Annotated in this window: 20 protein-coding genes; 6 read left to right on the forward strand and 14 right to left on the reverse strand. The window is 32.7% G+C overall.

Annotation, left to right across the window (positions count from 1 at the left end; genetic code table 11):
* The first annotated feature begins 1 nt into the window (after position 1).
* The gene (locus Q0X14_RS08220) at positions 2-337 is read left to right on the forward strand and encodes an ArsC/Spx/MgsR family protein (RefSeq protein WP_297836887.1); all 336 of its coding nucleotides are present in this window, start codon (positions 2-4) and stop codon (positions 335-337) included.
* The gene (locus Q0X14_RS08225) at positions 334-1,842 is read left to right on the forward strand and encodes a hypothetical protein (RefSeq protein ID WP_297836890.1); all 1,509 of its coding nucleotides are present in this window, start codon (positions 334-336) and stop codon (positions 1,840-1,842) included. The genes Q0X14_RS08220 and Q0X14_RS08225 overlap by 4 nt, the downstream gene beginning before the upstream one ends.
* 7 nt (positions 1,843-1,849) lie before the next feature.
* Here the strand turns inward: Q0X14_RS08225 and glnA are convergent, their stop codons facing one another.
* The 8 genes from glnA to Q0X14_RS08265 all read right to left on the reverse strand — a co-directional run bounded on the left by glnA (position 1,850) and on the right by Q0X14_RS08265 (position 9,365).
* The gene (glnA, locus tag Q0X14_RS08230) at positions 1,850-3,283 is read right to left on the reverse strand and encodes a type I glutamate--ammonia ligase (RefSeq protein ID WP_297836893.1); all 1,434 of its coding nucleotides are present in this window, start codon (positions 3,281-3,283) and stop codon (positions 1,850-1,852) included.
* Between the two features lie 20 nt (positions 3,284-3,303).
* The gene (locus Q0X14_RS08235; protein ID WP_297836895.1) at positions 3,304-3,750 is read right to left on the reverse strand and encodes an Lrp/AsnC family transcriptional regulator; all 447 of its coding nucleotides are present in this window, start codon (positions 3,748-3,750) and stop codon (positions 3,304-3,306) included.
* Between the two features lie 124 nt (positions 3,751-3,874).
* Positions 3,875-4,687, reverse strand: a complete 813-nt coding sequence (locus Q0X14_RS08240) for a glycosyltransferase (RefSeq protein ID WP_297836898.1) — start codon at positions 4,685-4,687, stop codon at positions 3,875-3,877.
* Between the two features lies 1 nt (position 4,688).
* Positions 4,689-4,832, reverse strand: coding sequence for a hypothetical protein (locus Q0X14_RS08245; RefSeq protein ID WP_297836900.1), 144 nt, complete (start codon positions 4,830-4,832; stop codon positions 4,689-4,691).
* 99 nt (positions 4,833-4,931) lie between these two features.
* Positions 4,932-5,090, reverse strand: a complete 159-nt coding sequence (locus Q0X14_RS08250; protein WP_014561566.1) for a DUF5989 family protein — start codon at positions 5,088-5,090, stop codon at positions 4,932-4,934.
* Between the two features lie 96 nt (positions 5,091-5,186).
* The gene (locus tag Q0X14_RS08255; protein ID WP_297836908.1) at positions 5,187-5,603 is read right to left on the reverse strand and encodes an SxtJ family membrane protein; all 417 of its coding nucleotides are present in this window, start codon (positions 5,601-5,603) and stop codon (positions 5,187-5,189) included.
* Position 5,604: 1 nt separating this feature from the next.
* Positions 5,605-7,422: a carbamoyltransferase gene (locus Q0X14_RS08260; RefSeq protein ID WP_297836911.1), complete on the reverse strand. Its 1,818-nt coding sequence runs from the start codon at positions 7,420-7,422 to the stop codon at positions 5,605-5,607.
* Between the two features lie 89 nt (positions 7,423-7,511).
* A complete protein-coding gene (locus Q0X14_RS08265; RefSeq protein WP_297836913.1) occupies positions 7,512-9,365 on the reverse strand; it encodes a peptidyl-prolyl cis-trans isomerase in 1,854 nt (617 codons plus the stop codon).
* 203 nt (positions 9,366-9,568) lie between these two features.
* On the opposite strand from Q0X14_RS08265, the gene Q0X14_RS08270 reads away from it, so the two are divergent.
* Positions 9,569-11,482, forward strand: coding sequence for a GDSL-type esterase/lipase family protein (locus tag Q0X14_RS08270; RefSeq protein WP_297836916.1), 1,914 nt, complete (start codon positions 9,569-9,571; stop codon positions 11,480-11,482).
* 54 nt (positions 11,483-11,536) lie between these two features.
* Here the strand turns inward: Q0X14_RS08270 and Q0X14_RS08275 are convergent, their stop codons facing one another.
* From Q0X14_RS08275 to Q0X14_RS08300, 6 genes are all read right to left on the reverse strand, one after another.
* Positions 11,537-13,630, reverse strand: a complete 2,094-nt coding sequence (locus Q0X14_RS08275) for an alpha-amylase family glycosyl hydrolase (RefSeq protein ID WP_297836919.1) — start codon at positions 13,628-13,630, stop codon at positions 11,537-11,539.
* Positions 13,631-13,650: 20 nt separating this feature from the next.
* Positions 13,651-13,980: a hypothetical protein gene (locus Q0X14_RS08280; RefSeq protein ID WP_297836921.1), complete on the reverse strand. Its 330-nt coding sequence runs from the start codon at positions 13,978-13,980 to the stop codon at positions 13,651-13,653.
* Positions 13,928-14,653, reverse strand: a complete 726-nt coding sequence (locus Q0X14_RS08285; RefSeq protein WP_297836923.1) for a hypothetical protein — start codon at positions 14,651-14,653, stop codon at positions 13,928-13,930. Before Q0X14_RS08285 ends, Q0X14_RS08280 begins: the two co-directional genes overlap by 53 nt.
* A gap of 9 nt (positions 14,654-14,662) precedes the next feature.
* Complete coding sequence (gene tdh / locus Q0X14_RS08290; protein ID WP_366522804.1) at positions 14,663-15,688, reverse strand: L-threonine 3-dehydrogenase; 1,026 nt, start codon at positions 15,686-15,688, stop codon at positions 14,663-14,665.
* A gap of 106 nt (positions 15,689-15,794) precedes the next feature.
* Entirely contained in the window at positions 15,795-16,208 is a 414-nt protein-coding gene (locus tag Q0X14_RS08295) for a hypothetical protein (RefSeq protein ID WP_297836926.1), read from the reverse strand.
* A 122-nt stretch (positions 16,209-16,330) separates the two neighbouring features.
* Positions 16,331-17,977: a M1 family metallopeptidase gene (locus tag Q0X14_RS08300; protein WP_297836929.1), complete on the reverse strand. Its 1,647-nt coding sequence runs from the start codon at positions 17,975-17,977 to the stop codon at positions 16,331-16,333.
* A 72-nt stretch (positions 17,978-18,049) separates the two neighbouring features.
* Here Q0X14_RS08300 and Q0X14_RS08305 point away from each other — a divergent pair, with 72 nt between their 5' ends.
* Genes Q0X14_RS08305 through Q0X14_RS08315 form a run of 3 tightly spaced genes read left to right on the forward strand, consistent with a single transcriptional unit; the run spans position 18,050 to position 20,626 of the window.
* Positions 18,050-19,006: a M14 family metallopeptidase gene (locus Q0X14_RS08305; protein ID WP_297836932.1), complete on the forward strand. Its 957-nt coding sequence runs from the start codon at positions 18,050-18,052 to the stop codon at positions 19,004-19,006.
* A gap of 4 nt (positions 19,007-19,010) precedes the next feature.
* The gene (locus tag Q0X14_RS08310) at positions 19,011-19,817 is read left to right on the forward strand and encodes a hypothetical protein (RefSeq protein ID WP_297836934.1); all 807 of its coding nucleotides are present in this window, start codon (positions 19,011-19,013) and stop codon (positions 19,815-19,817) included.
* A gap of 53 nt (positions 19,818-19,870) precedes the next feature.
* Complete coding sequence (locus Q0X14_RS08315) at positions 19,871-20,626, forward strand: DUF481 domain-containing protein (RefSeq protein ID WP_297836937.1); 756 nt, start codon at positions 19,871-19,873, stop codon at positions 20,624-20,626.
* Positions 20,627-20,692 lie beyond the last annotated feature (66 nt).

Consider the following 20,692-nt stretch of genomic DNA (forward strand, 5'->3'; position numbering starts at 1 on the left):
TATGAATATTCAGATAATTGGAACCAAAAAGTGTAAAGAAACACAAAAGGCAGAAAGATTTTTTAAGGAAAGAAGAATTACTTTTCATTTCAGAGATTTAACTGAAAAAGGATTGTCAAAAGGTGAGCTCGAAAATATTTGCAGAGTAATTCCTTTTGAAGATCTGATTGATACAGAAAGCAAACGATACAAAGAACGCGGAATGCAGTATATGAAGTTTAATATCGAAGAAGAATTATTAGACGATCCTTTATTGTTAAAAACTCCAATTGTCCGGAATGAGAGATTCGTAACTGTCGGCTATAAACCCGAAGTTTGGAAAGAGTGGATTAAATGAAATTCTTTGAACTTTTCTTCATAGAAAAATTCAAAGAAAGTGAAAGGATTATTTTCCCAATTCTTTCTCTCGTACCAGTTATAATTGCTTTGCTCTTTATGCCTGAATTTATGGGCGATGATACATATATACACATCGGATTTATAAAAGGACTTTTGGAAACAGGTAAATTTTCTTTTACTGGTACAGAAACATATGGAAGCACTTCTCCTCTTTGGGTTATTATAAATTCATTGTTCTCACTAATCACCAGCAACCCTGAATCAAGTATCAGAATTCTCAGTGGCATATTTACAATCTTAACAATATTACTTCTTAATTATTTATTAAAGCTTTTTGATTTAAATGTTAATCTGAGATTTTTATTAATCTTAAGTCTTGCTCTAAATCCTTTCTTCATTAAGTGGTCAATTTCCGGAATGGAAGCTTCTGCTACGATGAGTTTTCTTATAATTTGTATGATTTACTTATTTAAATCAAAAGATGATTCAATAAATTATTATGGAACTTTCATTGGATTATCATTTCTGCTTCGACCTGAATTTCTAGTTGTGTTTGTTTTTAGTCTTCTTTTCTTTTTGAAAGTTAGAAAGAATTTCAGGTTTATCATATCATTTGTAACTCAGTTCTTGATAGTTATTTCTGCCTGGTTTGTTTATGCGTTTATTCATTTCGGTACAATTATTCCGAATACTTTCAGAGCAAAAGCAAAAGATAGTTTTTTTCATATCGAACCAGAGAAGTTATTGAGAAATATAAAAGTTCTTGTCGCAGGCAACTTTCCTGAGTTTATAATACTTGTAATAATTATTCTAAGTTTAATTTTCATAAAGTTTAGAAAGGAAGATTCTGCTAAAAACATTTCAAGAAAGTATTTCACTATCATTTTAAAACCGGAACTGATAACAATTTTATTATGGATAGTCGGATTTTATCTTTTTTATATATTAAAAAATGTTACTATACTTTCAAGATATTCTTTAATGTTCGTTCCAGCTATAATTCTTCTAACGGGAATATTACTGAATAATCTTAACACAATCCTGAATGAAAAAATTTACAGATTTGTTCTTGTGTCGTATCTTACCATCATTTTAGCAATCAACAATTTCATATTATTTAATACAGTCATACCATCAAGCAATAATTTCGCTCAGGGCTTTCAAAATACTTTTAAAAAGATTTCCGAAATAATCAAAGAAGATACTTCAATAACAAACAAATCAGTTGCGCTTACTGATGTAGGAATTGTTGGTACTTTCTCTTCAGCAAAAGTCTATGATTTAGCAGGGCTGGTTGAGAGCGATAGATTCAACTATCCCAACTATGCTGAGTATGTTTTTGCAAAAAAACCTGATTATCTGATTTTAAGAGAAGAAGCCGACATTTCGGAAGTTATTCCACAGAATGTTAATTACAAAATTTTGTATCAGAAAAAAGTCCCCGGCTTCGGAATAAATTCTCCGGAACCGAGGACTGTAACTTTATATAAAATATTTTGGTGATTAAACTTTAAACATCGTAATACAATCCAAACTCAAATGGATGTGGCTGAAGTGCCATTGGTTTAACTTCTTTATCCAACTTATATTTTATCCAGGTTTCAATTACATCTTCCGTAAATACATCACCTTTTAGTAAATACTCGTGATCTTTTGCCAACGCCCTTAAAGCATCCTGCAGACTTTCTGGTGTTGAAGGAACATTTTTTAACTCTTCTGGTGGCATATCATAAATATCTTTATCTAATGGTTCACCAGGATCAATTCTGTTCATAATTCCATCCAAACCAGCCATTAACATAGCTGCAAAAGCAAGATATGGATTTGCAGAAGGATCGGGACAACGGAATTCAATTCTCTTTGACTTTGGTGAAGAAGAGTACATCGGAATTCTGATTGATGCACTTCTGTTTCTCTGTGAATATGCAAGATTAACAGGAGCTTCAAATCCGGGCACTAACCTTTTGTATGAATTGGTTGTTGGATTTGTAAAAGCAAGTAAACTTGGAGCATGTCTAAGAAGACCACCAATAAAATATAAAGCCATCTCACTCAAGCCAGCGTAACCTGAACCAGCAAACAACGGTTTTCCTTTTTTCCATAAAGAGGTATGAACATGCATTCCACTTCCATTATCACCAAAGATTGGCTTTGGCATATAAGTAACAGTTTTATTGTTTCTCTTTGCTGTGTTCTTCACAATGTATTTAAACATCAGAAGCTGATCAGCAGCTTTTACTAAGGGTGCAAATCTTAAATCAATTTCACATTGACCTCCACTTGCAACTTCGTGATGCTGAGCTTCAACATCAATTCCGCAATTGATAAGATTCTGGACCATTTCATTTCTTAAATCCATCAAAGCATCGGTTGGAGGAACAGGAAAATATCCTTCTTTATATCTTGGTTTGTAACCAAGATTTGGATTCTCTTCTCTTCCACTGTTCCATCTTCCTTCAATTGAATCAACAACATAAAAACTTCCATTTGGTCTTGAATCAAATCTTACATCATCAAAAACAAAAAATTCTGCTTCGGGACCGTAATAGACTGTATCAGCAATTCCTGTAGATATAAGGTATGATTCTGCTTTCTGTGCAATATTGCGAGGACATCTTGTATATTTTTCTTTTGTTGCAGGTTCATAAACATCGCATATTAAGCTAATAGTTGGCGCTTCAATGAAAGGATCAACGAACATTGTGTTAGGATCAGGAATGATAAGCATATCACTTTCATTTATTGGTTTCCACCCTCGAATTGATGAACCATCAAAACCGAATCCGTCTTCAAATGATCCCTCATCAAATTGTGTTACAGGAACTGTAAAATGCTGCCATTGTCCGGGAAAATCCATGAACTTAAGATCAACGAATTTTATCCCATTATCCTTGATGAATTTCAGTACCTTTTCTACAGGTCCTGAAGAAGAACCTTTTGCCATAATTGCTCCTTTATTTTTTATTAAATGTTGATTTCAAAAGTTTCTTTTACAGTTGATAATACATAAGTTGTTTTGGTTGCAGTTACTCCTGGCCATGATTGAATTTCGCTGAGTAGCTTTTCAAGAGCTTCGGTATTTTGAACTACAGCTTTTAGTAAATGCGATCCTTCACCAAGCACAGCATGACATTCCAGAATTTGTGGCATTTTTTCAACTTTTGTAATAAGAGTTTTATAATTTTTTGATGACTCCATCATCACCTGTATGAAAGCCGTAATATCATATCCGAAAGCTTTACGATTTAATTTAGCAAAGTAACCTTCGATATAACCTTTGCTTTCCAACTTGTTTAATCTTTCACTTACAGATGGAACTGAAAGCTGGACTAAATCAGCAAGTTCATTTCGCTTTGTTCGTCCATTCTTTTGTAGTGTTCTGAGAATCCTTAAATCAATTTCATCAATCATAATATTTCTCCTTAAAAAACCTGAGGGCGAATATAAATGAAATTACCTAAATGCCAAAATAATTTAGGTAGAAATTTCATTCCATCTTGTTTATTAAGGTTTATACTTAATTTTCTATGATATTTTAAGGTTTTTGAATTCCGTAGGGAGTGAAGAATGTCTTATCTTTTTTAACATTCTCAAACAGTGTCAGGTTTTGTGGTGGTCTTTCCTGTAGTTTGTGATAAAGATGATATTGAACAGCGATATGATTTAATGATTTAATTTTTACTCCATTTAACTCTAATCGAAACTGAACATCAGAATCCTCTCCGATTGATGGAGCTTCATATCTTTCATCAAATCCGTTAATTGCAAGCATATCTTTTTTGTAAAGTGAAAAGTTACAACCTAAAAGTCCGCGTGATTTTCTATTGAACCAATTTCTCAAAAATTTATTTCTTAAGTAAATACCTTTTTCAACATCGAAAGACTTACCGAATAAGCCATCCTCAACAAGCAAATGAAAATTTTTCTCAAAAAATCTTTCTCTTACTTTTTGTGGTGTTATTAATTCAGTTATCTTTTGTGAAAGATTAACTCTTCTGCCTGTAAGTGCAAGTCCCGGAGATTTGTATTCCAGATGCCCTTCAACAAAAGAAGAATGCGGGACGCAATCGCCATCAATGAAAATGAGATATTCACTTTCGGAAGCCAGGATTGCCTGATTAAGAATTTTATTTTTTCTGAATCCTTTATCTTCCTGCCAGATGTGTTTAATTCTAAATGGATAATCAGAGGCAAATGATTCAATCTCCTTTACTACATTTTCTTCTGAACCATCATCAGCAATTATTAACTCAAAATTTTTATGACCCTGAATTTCAAATCCGGCAAGAACTGATTTTAAATAATCGATTTTATTATAGAAAGAAACAATAACAGATACATCATACATTCTATTTCAGTTCCTCATCAATTTTCTTTTTTGATTCTTTCTTAGCATTTACTCGTTTGTATGCTTTTGGTTTTTCTTCAACCTTAGGCGGCTTTTGGGGAACAGGAATACGGGTTTTTATTTTTTCTTTTTTTTTGTTTTTCATTGAGCCTCACCCAAACCCTCTCCTAAGGAGAGGGCTTTTTGTATTTACGAAAATTCTGTGTTAACTCATACCATTTACTAAAATAAGAGCATTACTGAATCAAAATATTGCATAAATAAATGGTGCTAATGCAGAACCTTGTGTTAAAACAATCAAAGCTCCGAGTAAAACAAGAAACACAATGATTGGAACAAGCCACCATTTTTTTCTTACTTTAAGAAATTGCCAAAGTTCTGATAAAATTGAAAGCTTACTCATATTCTATTCCTTTAACTTTAGTAATAAAATCTAATTATTAGTTAATCAATTAAATCTCAATCCATCAATCATTCATTCAATTATTCAACCATTCACTCAAAACTGTCTTTCATAATCAATTTTTTGTTTGATTGTATTTTCTCTTTTTTCCCAATATGTTTTTTCATTCTTATCAAATCCCAAAGGCATAAATTTTTTCCCGACTAACTTTGCTAATAACCCAATTGGAGTAACAACCAAATAAAATAGTATAGTTAAAATAACACGCGACATTACAAATCCAAGTATTAGCGAAAGTCCAATCCACAGTTTATGAAATGGTTTAAGTAAGGGATTTGCAATGTATGATAGAATAATAAAAATTCCTCCGATTGCCGAGAAATAGACAAATGAATTTTTCCCAAGCCACCAGAGGATAAATGAAATTGCAATCAATACAATTCCAACTGTAATTCCGGTTTTTTTAACCGCTTTTTCTGATGTATCGATGTGTTTTAATTCTTCTTTCAACATATTAATCCAATTGAAATTGTTTTCGCCAATCAATGTCTTCTTTCAAAGGAGTTTGGTCTTCCTTTGCAAGTAAATAATTTCCAAGAACAAGATAATCAATATTGGTTCGCATAAAACATTTGTAAGCATCTTCAGGAGTACATACAATTGGTTCGCCTCTCACATTAAATGATGTATTAATTATAACAGCATAACCTGTTTTTTTCTTGAATGTTTCTATCAATTTATGATAGCGTGGATTTGTTTCTTTATGAACAGTCTGCAAACGTGCCGAGTAATCAACATGAGTTATTGCAGGAATATCTGAACGAACAACATTGAGTTTATCTATCCCCCAAAGTTTCTTTTCTTCTTCAGTCATTTTTCTTCTTCTCTCCTTTTTAACATCGGCAACCAAAAGCATGTATGGTGATTCCTTATCAATCTCAAAATACTCGCTAACTTTTTCATAAAGAACGGACGGTGCGAATGGTCTGAATCCTTCTCTGAATTTTATTTTGAGATTCATTGTTGCTTGCATTTTAGGTGAACGGGCATCACCAATTATTGATCTTGCACCTAATGCACGAGGACCAAACTCCATTCTGCCGTCAAACCAACCGATTACTTTTTCACTAGCAATCAGATCAGCGACTGTATTTATCAATTCATCTTCACTTAATTTTTTCGCATTGAGATTTTTCGATTGGATGAAAGAATAAATTTCTTGATCCGAAAATTGTGGTCCGAGATATGAACCCTTTTGTCGATCTGTTTTTCCATCAGCAGTCCTCTGATTACCAAAGTATTTATACCATCCAATCAATGCTGCACCGAGTGCACCGCCGGCATCTCCGGCAGCAGGTTGAATCCAGATGTTTTTAAACGGACCTTCTCTTAGTAATCTTCCGTTTGCCACACAATTAAGTGCAACTCCGCCGGCGAGACAAACATCTTTCAATCCGGTTTCTTTATAAACATGATTTCCAATCTTCAAAACAATTTCTTCAGTTACTTCCTGAAGTGAACGAGCCAAATCCATTTCTTTCTGCGTTAATTTTGTTTCCGGCACTCTTGGTGGTCCGCCAAATAGTTTATGGAATTTTTCGTTTGTCATTGTCAAGCCCTGACAGTAATTGAAATACTCCATATTCATTCTGAATGAGCCATCTTCTTTTACATCAATTAGATGATCATAAATCAGTTGTTTATACTTTGGTTCGCCGTAAGGTGCAAGTCCCATTACTTTGTATTCACCTGAATTAACTTTAAATCCTGTGTAATAAGTAAAAGCTGAATAAAGTAATCCAAGTGAGTGTGGAAATTTTATATCTGCGAGAAGTTGGATATCATTCCCATCTCCAAAGCCAAAAGATGTAGTTGTCCATTCGCCAACACCGTCCATTGTTATAATTGCCGCTTTCTGAAATGGTGAAGGATAAAATGCACTTGCAGCATGCGATTCGTGATGCTCGGGGAAAATTACTTTACCTTCATAACCAAGTTTATCTTTTATCATCTCTTTCATCCAGAGTTTTTCTTTTATCCACAAAGGAATAGCTTTGATGAAAGATTTGAATCCAATTGGTGCGTATGCAAGATAGGTCTCTAACAATCTTTCAAACTTAAGAAAAGGCTTATCATAAAATGCGATCAAATCAAGTTGTTTGGTAGTGATGCCGGCTTCCTTCAGACAATATTCAATTGCTTTCTGAGGGAAGTTATGATCGTGTTTTTTACGCGTGAATCGTTCCTCCTGTGCTGCTGCAATAATTTCTCCGTCTTTAACAATGCAGGCAGCACTGTCGTGATAAAATGCTGATATGCCGAGAATGTACATAATGTTTAAAATATTTTTTATGAAAGTTATATGTAAACTTACAATATTTAATGTAGAGACAGGACAAGCCCTGTCTCTACATTCTCAATCTATGGAATTATCTTTTTATTCTGCCGTTGAATCCATCTGTATGCCCATTCTACATTCGGCGCAAGAATCGGAACCGCTGTTATCTTACCGCCAAATCCGAGATTGCGTATGCCAAAACTTGGCAGTCGTGTGACTTGTATTTTGTCAAGTTCAGGGATATTTAACTCTACATTATACTTCATTGCAAGATTATAAGTATAGTCCGTCAATTTCATTTGGGCTTTTTGAAATGCAAGATCTTGTCGGTATTGTTCTTTTACTTGCTCAAATGATTTTGGCTTTTCAACATAAGCTGTGTCTTTCTCAATCAACTTGAAAATTGAATAACCTTCCGGAACTTTTAATGGCCCATAAATGTCACCAACTTGCATTGTAGCAGCAATCTTTCCTATTTCGCCATAGGATGTAACGGGAAATTTTCCGAACTCTCCGTTTCTGCCTTTTGTAAAATCTCTGATACTATACTTCGCTGCAAGTAATCTTATATCAGTTCCTTTCTTTAACTCGGTTAAAACTGTATCAACAATGCTGAGGTCTTCAGTTAAAACTTCAATTATGTTTACAACCGTTGGAAATTCTTTTGGCTGATTCATCCTTTCATAATATTCGCGCAGTTCTTCATCACTAACCTGAATTGAATCCAAAATCTGACTTTGAAGCATTTGGAACAAATAATTATCAAGCCATCTTTCAACTTCATTTTGTATTTCAGGAAGTTTGTGATAACCTCGCTTTAATCCTTCACGATAAAATAATTCATACTCTATAAATCGCTTCGTCTGAAAATCAAGTGAAGCACGAATAAAATTAATTTTATACTCTTTTGAATTGTACCCATCGAAAGCAAGTGTTCGAATGTAATCTTTAAGTGTGATCGGATTTTCATCAAATTTTATGAACGGTTTTGAAAGATTTTCTTCACCAAATTCATTTTCAATTTTAATAACATCAAATGCATCAATGTATGTTGGTTGGTTTGGTTGATAGGTAAAATTCTTTCTTTTGTATTCAAAGATTGATGAAATTTTTTGTGCAAGCATTTCGAACAACTTTGCATCTACATCAACTTTTTTATTACGAAAATATTCCGCATAAAATTCTTTCTGTCGTTTAATTAGTTTTCTGTTTTCAACTATTCTTATGACAGTCTTCTTTGCATTCTCTTTATCTTCATCGGTTAAAAAGAAATTCTGAGATTTGTTCACAAGCTTAAAAATGTACCATCCATCAGGAGTAAGTATTGGTTTTGTAAACTGTCCGACTTTCATTTTATATAAAGAATCTTCAATTGATTCTTCCATTTGTCCGAACAGAACTTCAATTGGTTCTTTCTGTTCTTCATATTCGGGACTTTCGTTAAGAATTGAATCAAAAGAAATTCCTTGAGTCAGATACTTATATAATTGTTCAATCTCATCTTTAACCTGAGAGAAAAGAAAATTCACATAAAGCTTGGAATTGTTTTTAAGCGTTGCTTCTATCAGTTCCTTTTCTGTTACAGAAATTTTATTGCGGATTTCTTCCTGAAATAATTTATCTCTCACAAACATTTTTTCGAATGCTTTTCGTGAAAACTGGATGACTTCTGTTGTATCAAATCCAAGATTTCTTGCTTCGAGCGAAAAGAGTTTTTCGGCAATCAAAGTAAAAAGGAATTCAAGTTTGTTTGAATCATCCATCTGTTTAATATGTCGTCTGAAGCCAGGTGTAAATTCATACCTTTCAAGAAATTCCGAATCACTGATTACCTTACTGCCAACTCGTGCAACATACGGAGAATTAAAAGATTGGGTAAATGATTCGGATTGAATCAGAATTACAAAAACAATAAAAAGAATATAGCTTAATTTCATATTAACAATTTTAACCAAATTATTTATACGAATTTACTAATTTTGGCTCGGCTCTTAAAGGAAATAATATTTCTGTTACACTGAGCTTGGTTCTTTCCCAAAGTTACTTTTTATGTCACGCTCAGTTCATCAAAGTGTGATAAGTATTTGATATATATATTTCTAATTCATTAAAAACAGGTTATAAAAACTTTATATAACAAATGAAGAAAAAAACTTTAGAAGATCAGAAATACTCCGAAACAAATTCAAAGCAGAAGAAACCACCAAAATGGTTTTATATCGTTTTATTTCTAATTCCGGTTTTGTTTTTTGTTTTACTTGAACTTGGACTCAGAATATTCGATTATGGACACGACTTTACAGTATTCAAAGTTGTAACCGATTATCATCCTGATAAACTTTTTCTTAATCCGGAAATACCATACAAATATTTTTACGGAACACGCTCAGTCCCTTCAGCATTGCCTGATGGTTTTGATAAAGATAAAAAACCAAATGCATTCAGAGTTTTTGTACTTGGAGGAAGCTCCACAGCCGGCTGGCCTTATGTTCCAAATGCTTCATTTCCGCGGCAACTAAAACGAAAACTCGAGTTGCTTTATCCGGGAAATAATATTGAGGTAATAAATCTTGGTATATCAGCAATCAACTCATATACACTTCGTGATTTTGTTCCGGCATTATTAGAGCAAAATCCTAATTTGGTTTTAATTTATGCCGGACATAATGAATACTATGGCGCGCTTGGTGTCGGTTCAACTGTTTCAATCGGCAGTTCAAGATTCCTTGTGAATCTTTATTTGTGGCTTTATAATTTCAAAACCACACAATTGCTTCGTGATGCAATCAGTTGGGTTTATGGATTGTTCAACAAAACTGATGAAGTAGCTGAAGCAAGCAATGAAACTTTGATGTCACAAATGATTGGAAACTCACTAATCACTTATGATTCTGATGAGTATCACGCAGGAATAAAACAGTTTGAAGGAAATCTTCGTGATATTGTTGAAATGATTCGTGATAAAAATGTTCCCGTGATAGTCGGAAAATTAACCTGCAATCTTCGTGAACAAAAACCTTTTGTGTCGGTTAAAACTGAAAAATATCCCTCGGCGGAAGAAGTTTTTAACAAAGCAAATGAGGAATTAAATAAAGGAAATATAGAAGAAGCGAAAAAATTATTTTTGCTTGCAAAAGAATATGATGCTTTAAGATTCAGAGCTCCGCAAAAAATTAATGATATTATTTCTGAAATTGGAAATCAATATAATATTCCTGTTGTTGATATTGATTCCGTCTTCAGAAAATTGAGTCCGAATGAATTAGTTGGTTATAATCTGACTGTAGATCATCTTCATCCGAATATTGATGGCTACAGATTGATTGCAGATACATTTTATGATGAAATGAAGAAAATAAATTTACTTCCCAAAGGAAAACGAGCTGAATTATCAGAAGAAAAAGCAGATAGTATTCTGAAAGCAAACTTTCCTTTTACGGCTCTTGATTCAACGCTGGCAAACTTTTCAATAATTGTTCTTACAGGGCAATATCCATTCGTTCCAAAAGGAACTCCGAATTACAAAATGTTAAATTATAAGATGAGCACAATCGTTGATACAATTGCAGCAAAAATTTTTAACAAACAACTGAAATGGGAAACAGCTCACAGTAAATTAGCAGAATATTATCTGAACAGAAATGAAATAGAAAAATTCATTCGTGAAATGGATGTGATTATTGCTGAACGCCCTTATTACGATGTTCCTTACAGAACTCTCGCAGCTTATCTTATTGATAAAGGATATCTTGAAAAAGCAATTCCTTATTTGAAGAAACTCGACGAAATAAAATCAGATTTCTTTTCTAATAAGTGGCTTGGTCAGGTTTATCTTAAATTAAATGATCACAAAACATCATTGCCATACCTACAAAAAGCAGTTCAATACAAAGAAGCCGATTACCAGCTTTGGTACAATCTTGCCGGTGCTTATTACTTGAATGGCAATTTTGATCTGGCAATAACATCGCTTGAAAGAAGTTTACAGTTGAATCCTAAAAATCCACTTGCAATTAATTTTTATAATCAGATTAAAGGATTGAAACAAAATTAGTATTTCTGTCACTCTTCGATAAACTAAGAGTGACAGAGAAGTAAAATTAAATTCTTATTTTTTCTTCAGCACTGTTCCCGAAGTTGGTTCTAAATCTACTTTATTCTTCACAACTTTAATTGGTTTAACACCAGCTTTTGAATTATCAACCAAAACTTCCCATGCACCTTTTGGCAAACTAAATTGCTGAGTAATTTCAGGATTAGCATTCATTGCAACAAAGAAATGTTCATCTTTATATTTTACTTCATAACAAATTGCGAAGGGATTGGTTTTCACTTCGTGAAATTTTACATCTTCATACTTTGCTCTTCTGAATGAGTGATATTTTTTTCTCAGCTCGATTAGTCCTTTGTAATAATCAAACAACTCTTTATTTATTTCAGCGTGTTTGTAATTGATATAGTTTGTTTCATTGTCCTTTTCATAACTGTTATGATCTATCATACCTTTATGCTGATCAGGAACATCGATATTTGCAGGTATTACTTTTGTCCTTGCAAACTCCTGACCGCTATGAATCATTGTTATTCCTCTTGATGTGAAAAGAAATAATGCTCCAAGTTTATTTAACTTCATCTGAAGCGGCGTTAGCTTTACAAATGAATCAACATCTTTTATAATTTCATCTCTTGTAACAGATTTGGTTCCTAATCTGATAAAATCACCGAATGTATAACCATCGTGTGATTCAAGATAATTAACTGAATGATGTGGTTTCTGGAAAAGACCAAGTGTATCAACAACTAAAGTTCCGTTAACATAACTTTTAATTCTTAGTGGATTATTATTTCCATACCACTGACCAAAAATCCATCCAAGACCATTAAAAGGATTTTCACCTTTTATTCCGTTTCTTATCTGATCATTCCAAGCACCCCAACCACGCAATGAAAATCCGGCAGGATCATAACCTCCGCCCCAGGGTTCACAAACAAAAACAACATCTGGATTAATTTTCTTTGCCTCGTAGATTATAGTCTCAATTGTTTCCCAATCAATTAATTTCCCAAGGTCAAATCTGAAACCATCAATGTGATATTCTTTCATCCAGTAAAGAACGCTTTCAACTATTAATCTTCTTAACATTGGTGCTTCGGTTCGTAAATCATTTCCACAACCGCTTTCAGCAATAAAATCTCCTTGCTCATTTAATCTGAAATAATATTCTTTGTCAATTTCCTTCAGATTACCAAATTCATATTCCGAAAGATGATTGTAAACAACGTCCATTATTACAGCAATACCTTCCTGATGAAAAGCTTTTACCATATCTTTAAAATCAGTAACAGCTTTTGCATCTGCACCACTCCAGGAATTCCATTTTATGTTTCTTGTATTTTCCGAATAATAAGATTCCGGTGCAAAAAAAGCAGCAGTCATATATCCCCAATGATTGCGCTCATATGGATTCCACGTGTTTAATTTTCCTCTCGATTCTTTCTTAAATGGTATTTCAATGTTTGCAAATTCCTGTGAAGGAAGTAGTTCAACAGCATTAACACCTAATTTTTTAATATATGAAAGACCACCTGTTTTACCTTTTTCAACAAGACCTTTATATGTTCCTCTCTCTTCAACTCCACTTGACGGATGCTCTGTCATATCACGCACATGCATTTCATAAATAATCAAATCTCTCCAATCATTTCTTCTCCATTCATCATTTCCCCAATCATAGTTATTTTCTTCTATGATAATTCCCTTCCTCGGTGTGAAATAAGTGTTAAAACTTGCAACTGCTTTTGCATAAGGGTCAAGACATAAAACAGGATTTTGATTCTTATGCTGAACAATAAAATTATAATATTTACCAAAGTATTTCCCTTCAAGCGAAGTTTCCCAAACAGCATTTTCATCACGAGTCATTTCATAAATTTTTCCTTTCTCATCATCAACTTTATCGAATATTATCAGAGAAACCTTTTCCGCATTTGGTGTAAACAAACGGAAATATGTTTTACCATTTTCATAGAAAGCACCAAGTTTTTTATCTGAGTAATATCTATCTGAAATTTTTTGTCTTTCGAGGAGTGAGAGATGCGATTCAATTAAAGTTGATTTTGTTTTGTCGCTTATAAACAATTTAGCACCTGTAAATGTTATTGAAACCAATAAGATTATCGAAATTAAAAATGATTTTTTCATTTGGTATCCGGTTTAATTTTCTATTGTGAATAAATCTCTCCATCAACAACCGGAGTTACACAAACCAAAGGTTTATCCGGTACTTTGAATGCTTCAAAAATTTCTTCAAAAAGTTGAAACTGCAATCCTCTTTTTTCAAGCTTGTAGAATTTGTTGTAAGACATAAAGTTTCCGTTTTTATCAGTAGGAGCATCGAAATGAATTGAGCGCTCAAAATCCTCTTTTGCTCTTGATTTAAGAAAAGCAATTTTTTCATCATCGCTTCCTTCTTCGTCATAAGCAATTGCACGGAACTCTTTAACTATTCCACTGTTTATAACCAGATAGATATTTAAAATAGTTTCTTTCATCTTTGAATGGTGAATTATATAAAATAAGAAAGCTTAAACTAAGTGCATATACAAAAGCAAATTTACACATAATACTTTCCATTGAGGAGATAATTGTGTATGAACCTGCAAACATAAGACTAAAGCCAACAATCACAGGAAGACTAATAAAAATTGTAGAATATAAAAGCACTTTAAATATCAGTTTCTTTCTTTTATCATCAGCTTTTGGGATTGATCTTATCAGAATCAGTATAGAAATAAGAATAGGTATGTAATAAAAAAATCCATACAAATCACCCAAAGGATAATGATAAGATGCATATAGCACTGTGCATTTAGCTATCTGAAACTGATCCAATTTAAACAGATAAAAAATTGAAAAGAATAATGCAGGACTGAATAATAAAATATTCTTCCGCCCTAAGCTATTATTCTGTGTAAGATTTAAAACCAATAATAGATTTAAAGGTGGAAGATAACTTATTATTAGAAATGCTATGTATGGAAATACCGGCTTGGTAAAACCAAGATTGCAAATGATAAATTCCATTGTCTGATAACCTGCAAGAAGAGTAATCATTATCAGCGCAATTACATTAGTCTTATCCTTCTTCGAAAAGATCAAAAGATTAATCAGAAGAATCCATTCAATACAAGCTATAAAAAGCGAAACTATTCCATCAAAATTCATAAAGTGTAATTAAATCCAATCGAGTATAACTTTTCCTGAATTACCTGATTTCATAATCTCAAATCCCTCCTTATAGTCATCAATTTTGAATTTGTGAGTAATAACAGGAGTAACATCCAAACCACTCTGAATCATTGCCTGCATTTTGTACCAGGTTTCAAACATCATTCTACCATAAATACCGCGAATTGTAATTCCTTTGAATATTACTTTCGTCCAATCAATTGCGGCATTTGAAGGAAGAATACCGAGCAAAGCAATTTTCCCACCTGTGTACATTGCATCAATCATATCGTTAAATGCTTTTGGACTTCCGCTCATTTCCAAGCCAACATCAAAACCACCAACCATTCCAAGCTCTGAAATTACATCTGATAATTTTTCTTTTGAAACATCAACTACACGGGTTACACCAACTTTCTTTGCAAGCTCAAGACGATATGGATTCAAATCAGTTATAACCACATTTCTTGCACCAGCGTGTTTTGCAATTGCAGCTGCCATTATTCCAATTGGTCCGGCACCAGTGATAAGAACATCTTCACCAAGTAAATCAAATGAAAGCGCTGTATGAACAGCATTGCCAAGAGGATCAAAAATGGATAAAACATCTTTAGGAATTTTTGGATCACAATGCCAGATATTCGTAACAGGAATAACAAGATATTCGGCAAAGCAACCGGGACGATTAACACCAACTCCTTTTGTGTTTGGACAGAGATGACCTCTTCCAGCACGACAATGTCTGCACTGTCCACATACAAGATGTCCTTCACCACTCACTAATTCACCAATCTGAACATCGTGGACATTATCTCCGTATGCTTCAATTGTTCCGACATATTCGTGACCAACAACCATAGGTACAGGAATAGTTTTTTGAGCCCATTCATCCCAGTTATAAATGTGAATGTCTGTTCCGCAAATTGATGTTTTATGAATCTTGATAAGAACATCATTGGGTCCGTATTCAGGAACAGGAACTTCGTCCATCCAGATTCCCGGTTCAGCATATTTTTTAACAAGGGCTTTCATTTTTTTCATAAGTGGGTTCCTTCAGAATAAGTATAAAAATTTGTAATTCTCTTATCAAAATTAGAGATGCTAATCTAAAGGACAAAGTAAGATATGAATTAAGTAATTAAATGATTGACATCAGTGCAAAGTCATTTGTTTTAATCAAGGAAGGTCTTTCAATATATAATTTTATTTTAGTTTCAACTTGTTCAGTATCCAAACCATTTATTTCAGCAGTTTTTTTAATCCAGTTTTTTTCTGAGTCAGTTACATTTCCATCAGCACAGGCAAGTTTAATAGCATCGTTAACAAATGACTCGGCAATTTTCTTATCTGAGAATTTAATTGGTTCTTCGCTTATATATTTATTGGCAAGAAGTCCCCGAATTGTTTCTTCATAAAAATCATTGGCAAAACCAAGCTTATCAGAAATTTTTTTAAGGATATCTTTTTCAGTCTGATTAAGTTGTTTATCTAATTTTGCGGTTATGAATAGCCCTTTGAGGTAATTGCTTCGGTCCTGAACTGGTATTTGCATTTTATCCCACAGAGTTTAATTATTAAGTAATTTAATTATCGTAACAATTAAAATTATTTTCACTTCAAATATATTTTTTTGAAGTTTAATTACTATACAAAATATAGTGACTTGTATTAATGCTATTCGTCAATAATTACATTTTCCAATTCTTCCACGAACATTTCTTTTAACAAAATCTTTTCTTCAGGGTCAAAATAAATTTTTATCGGTTTCTTTTGATAAATGAATTGAAAGTTCTGATTATTCATCTCATTAAAAACAACTTCTTTAATGGAAGTTCCATCATCAAAAAGTATTTGTACTTCGAATGGCATCTTGTAATAAATATTTTCTTTGTTTTCCTGTGTGAAAACTAAATCAACAAAATAATCGGAAGATTCCTGAGTTATTAAATAATAGTTCTTGTAAATCGGATAATGCGTCCCTGCTAACCACTGATTGAAGAACCAACCAATATCTCTGCCAGTATAATTCATAAATTTTGCTATGAATTCTTCAGTTGAAATATTTCCATATTGTAACGATTTATCATTTGTGTATGATTTTAATGCAGCAAAGAAAATTGAATCGCCTAAAGTATACCTTAACATTTGTAGCACAGCTGCTGCTTTTGCGTAAATAATTTCTCCGTTATATAAAATGTTTATGTCCGGAATTTTATTTCTCCATTCACGATTAAAAATCGGAAATTTATTTTCTGCCCGAAAAAATCTTTCTGCCTGAATTTTTATGTATTCATTATAAGCTTTTTTTCCAAATCTATGTTCAATCCATAATCCTTCAGCAAAAGTTGCAAAGCCTTCGTTAAGCCAGACATCAGACCATGTTTTTAATGTAATCATATTTCCAAACCATTGATGCGAAAATTCATGTGCAATTAAATCCTCATTCCAACAATTAGGACACAAGCTGATAAGCGTCTGATTTTCCATTCCACCAAATATGAAAAGTTCATTCAATGTTGCATAACCATTTTTTTCAAAAGGATAATCACACAATAGTTCAGAAAAATATTTCATCATTGCAGGTGTGATATCCTTAATGTGATTTATTGCGGACTGATTTTCACCTTCATTCCAATAAAACCGAACCGGAATATTCTTCCCATTTAAACTCTTCCAGTTTATTTCATCCATCTGATAATTCTTTTTTGAACTGATTACAATCAGATAAGTTGAGAGAGGATATTCTGTTTTCCAGTTATAATAAATTGTATCTTCATTCTTCACTGAATCAACAAGTAAACCATTAGAACCAAGCAATACATTTGCAGGAGTTTTTGCTTTCAGTTCAAACAATGCTTTGTCCGATGGATGATCGAAACAAGGCAACCATCTTCTTGCACGTTGAGGAGCGTTATTTGTAAATAACATCCCATCTTTAACGAAGAAAGCACCATCAATAACATCGTTGTGCGTATAATAAATTTTAATTTTCTCTGATGAATTTTTCTTTACTGTTTTACTGAAATTTATAAATAATGTGTCTGCTGAATGTTTATATGAAAAATCTTTTCCTTCAATCTTATTTATCATAAGTGAAAACGATGTTGCATTTAATCTTATCTGTTTTAAATCATTCAAAGCTTTGAACTCTATCTCTAACATTCCATTAAATGAATGTGGAAATGGTTCGGAATAGTTGTTATAAAAGTCAACTTCAAGTGTATATTTCAGAATATCGAAATCTTTTTCTAATTCGCTTTGCGGAATGATAAACAGTGCAGAATTAAAAACGATTAAAAATATTTTAAAAAAAGTTTTCATCTGAATCTTTATTTATTTTCGCAGCGAACTTATATAAAATATTAAAGTCCTCAAAAAGTAAAAGGAAGACCAATGCAGATTAAAGTTATTCTATTTGTTTTGCTCGTTTATACGGCATCATTTGCACAAAATAATTGGACAACATTATTTGAACGTTCCGGATTTATATCAACATCTGACTACAATGAAACAATGAATTACTTTAAAAGACTTGATGAAGCTTCTGATTATGCTGATTTGTTTGGATTTGGACGTTCATCACAGGGCAGAGATTTGAATTGTCTGCTTGTTACAAAGGAAGATAAATCTTCAATCGAACAAAGAATTGCAGAAGGTAAAAAACCTTTAGAGAAAGCAACTATACTGATTATAAATGGAATTCACTCCGGTGAAATTGAAGGTAAAGATGCAAGTATGATTTTGTTACGGGAAATTCTTATAACAAAAGAGAAAGAATATCTTCTTGATAGCATCAATCTGCTTGTAGTTCCAATCTTTAGTGTTGATGGTCACGAAAGGAAAAGTAAATACAACCGAATAAATCAAAACGGTCCGGAAGAAATGGGTTGGAGGACTACTGCACAAAACTATAATCTTAACCGTGATTGGATAAAAGCAGATTCACCAGAAATGCAATCAATGCTCATTCTCATTTCAACCTGGAATCCGGATTTCATAATCGACACTCACACAACTGATGGAGCTGATTATCAATACAGTGTAACTTATCAGGTTGAAAGATTCTCAAATATTGATTCGCAAATCGGAAGCTGGCTTTCAGAAAAGTTTGTTCCATACCTTGAAAACAAAGTAACAGAAAAAGGTTTTCTCATTTTCCCTTATGTGTCAATGAAGAACTGGTCACAAGGACTTGACTCAGGAATAACTGATTGGGCATCTTCACCAAGATTTTCAACAGGATATTTCGCATTGAGAAATCGTCCTTCGCTTCTGGTAGAAACTCATATGATTAAACCTTACAAAGAACGAGTTTTTGCAACAAAAGCTGTGCTTGAAAACCACTTTTGAGTTTTTGAAGAACAATTCTTCTGAATTGATTTCGTTGAATCAGAGCGCTGATAAAAATTCTGTTATGAATTTCTACTACGCTAAAAATTTTCTTCCTGTAAAATTTAATCTGTCAGAAAAGTATGATGAAGTACTGTTCAAAGGTTATGAATATAAAAAAGAACAATCTGAAATATCCGGAACAGAAAAAATTGTTTACACTAATGTTCCAAAAGAATTTAAAGTAAAATATTATCATGATGTATTTCCAACCGACTCAATTCAGTTACCTGATTATTATATTATTCCCGCTGAGTGGTCTGCTTTAGTTGACAGAATGGCTTTTCACGGAATTAAATACTTTAAATCAGATTATGATACTACTGTTGTGGTTGAAAGATATAAATTCAATAATGTGAAGTTTGCTAATAATTCTTATGAAGGAAGACAGCGAGTCTCTTTTGATATTGAAAAGTTTGAGGAAGAATTGCTAATTCCTGCTGGTAGTTTTATAATTCCGACTAATCAAAGAACAATCAGAATTATTGCGCACTTGCTTGAACCAAAATGTGAAGATTCATTTGTGCAATGGGGATTTATGAACCAGATTTTCGAGCAGAAAGAATACTTTGAAAATTATGTAATGGAAAAAATTGCAGAAGAAATGTTGAAAGAAAATCCCGAGCTTAAAAAAGAATTTGAAAATAAACTTGCTGAAGATGAGTCATTCAGAAAAAATCCTTTTGAAAGATTGAATTTCTTTTATAAAAAATCTCCTTATTGGGACAAACATTTAAATCTTTATCCGGTAATGAGATTCACTCAGAATTGAACCTGTTATAAAAATTTAAGTATTGATTCATTAATTAATTTAGAGATGATTTTATGAAAAAAAATTTAATACTGTTCTTAATAATTTCCACAATTACCATTGCTCAGGTAAACACAGAGTCATTCAGAAAAGATTATGATTCCGTTGGTTTTGCAGGCAATTTAGGGCTTGACTTTACTGCATTAACAGGCAATACAGACCTCCAACTATTTTCTTTTAATGGCAGAGTAAATTATAACTTTGGCAATTCCTATTCTTTTTTTGTTTTCAGTTCTGATGTTGGTTGGAAAGATAATCAGAGGTTTTCAAACCTTGCATTATTTCATCTTAGATTTGTGACTGGTATATCCAAAATAATGCAACTTGAAGCATTTACTCAGTATAATTTTGATAAAAGCCGGTTACTGCTTAACCGGGAACTATTAGGTATCGGGACAAGAATAAAAATTTTAACCAGCGATGAAATAAAATTAAGGTTTGGGTTTTCAGGCATGATGGAATTTGAAGAATATAATCTGCCGGCCAACTCAAATCATCCTGCAACAGTTAAAGATTTCAGATTTAGCTCATATCTTAGTCTGAGTTACTCTATATCAGATAATGCAAAATTTTTATCAACTTCTTACTATCAACCATTGTTAAAAGATTTTTCCGATACTAAGCTTATTACAGAAAATTCACTCGAGACAAAAATTGATGATTCATTCAAACTTATAATGAGATTTAGTGCAAGGTTCGACAACTTTCCACCCGATGGTCGAAAAAAACTGGATACTGCTACTAAAGTGGGGATAACTTATGATTTTTGATTATTGAATATCAATTAAATTTTGAAATTACATCTTCACTCTAAATTATTGTAATTTTGAATAACA

The organism is Ignavibacterium sp. (assembly GCF_025998815.1).
Classification (GTDB): domain Bacteria; phylum Bacteroidota; class Ignavibacteria; order Ignavibacteriales; family Ignavibacteriaceae; genus Ignavibacterium.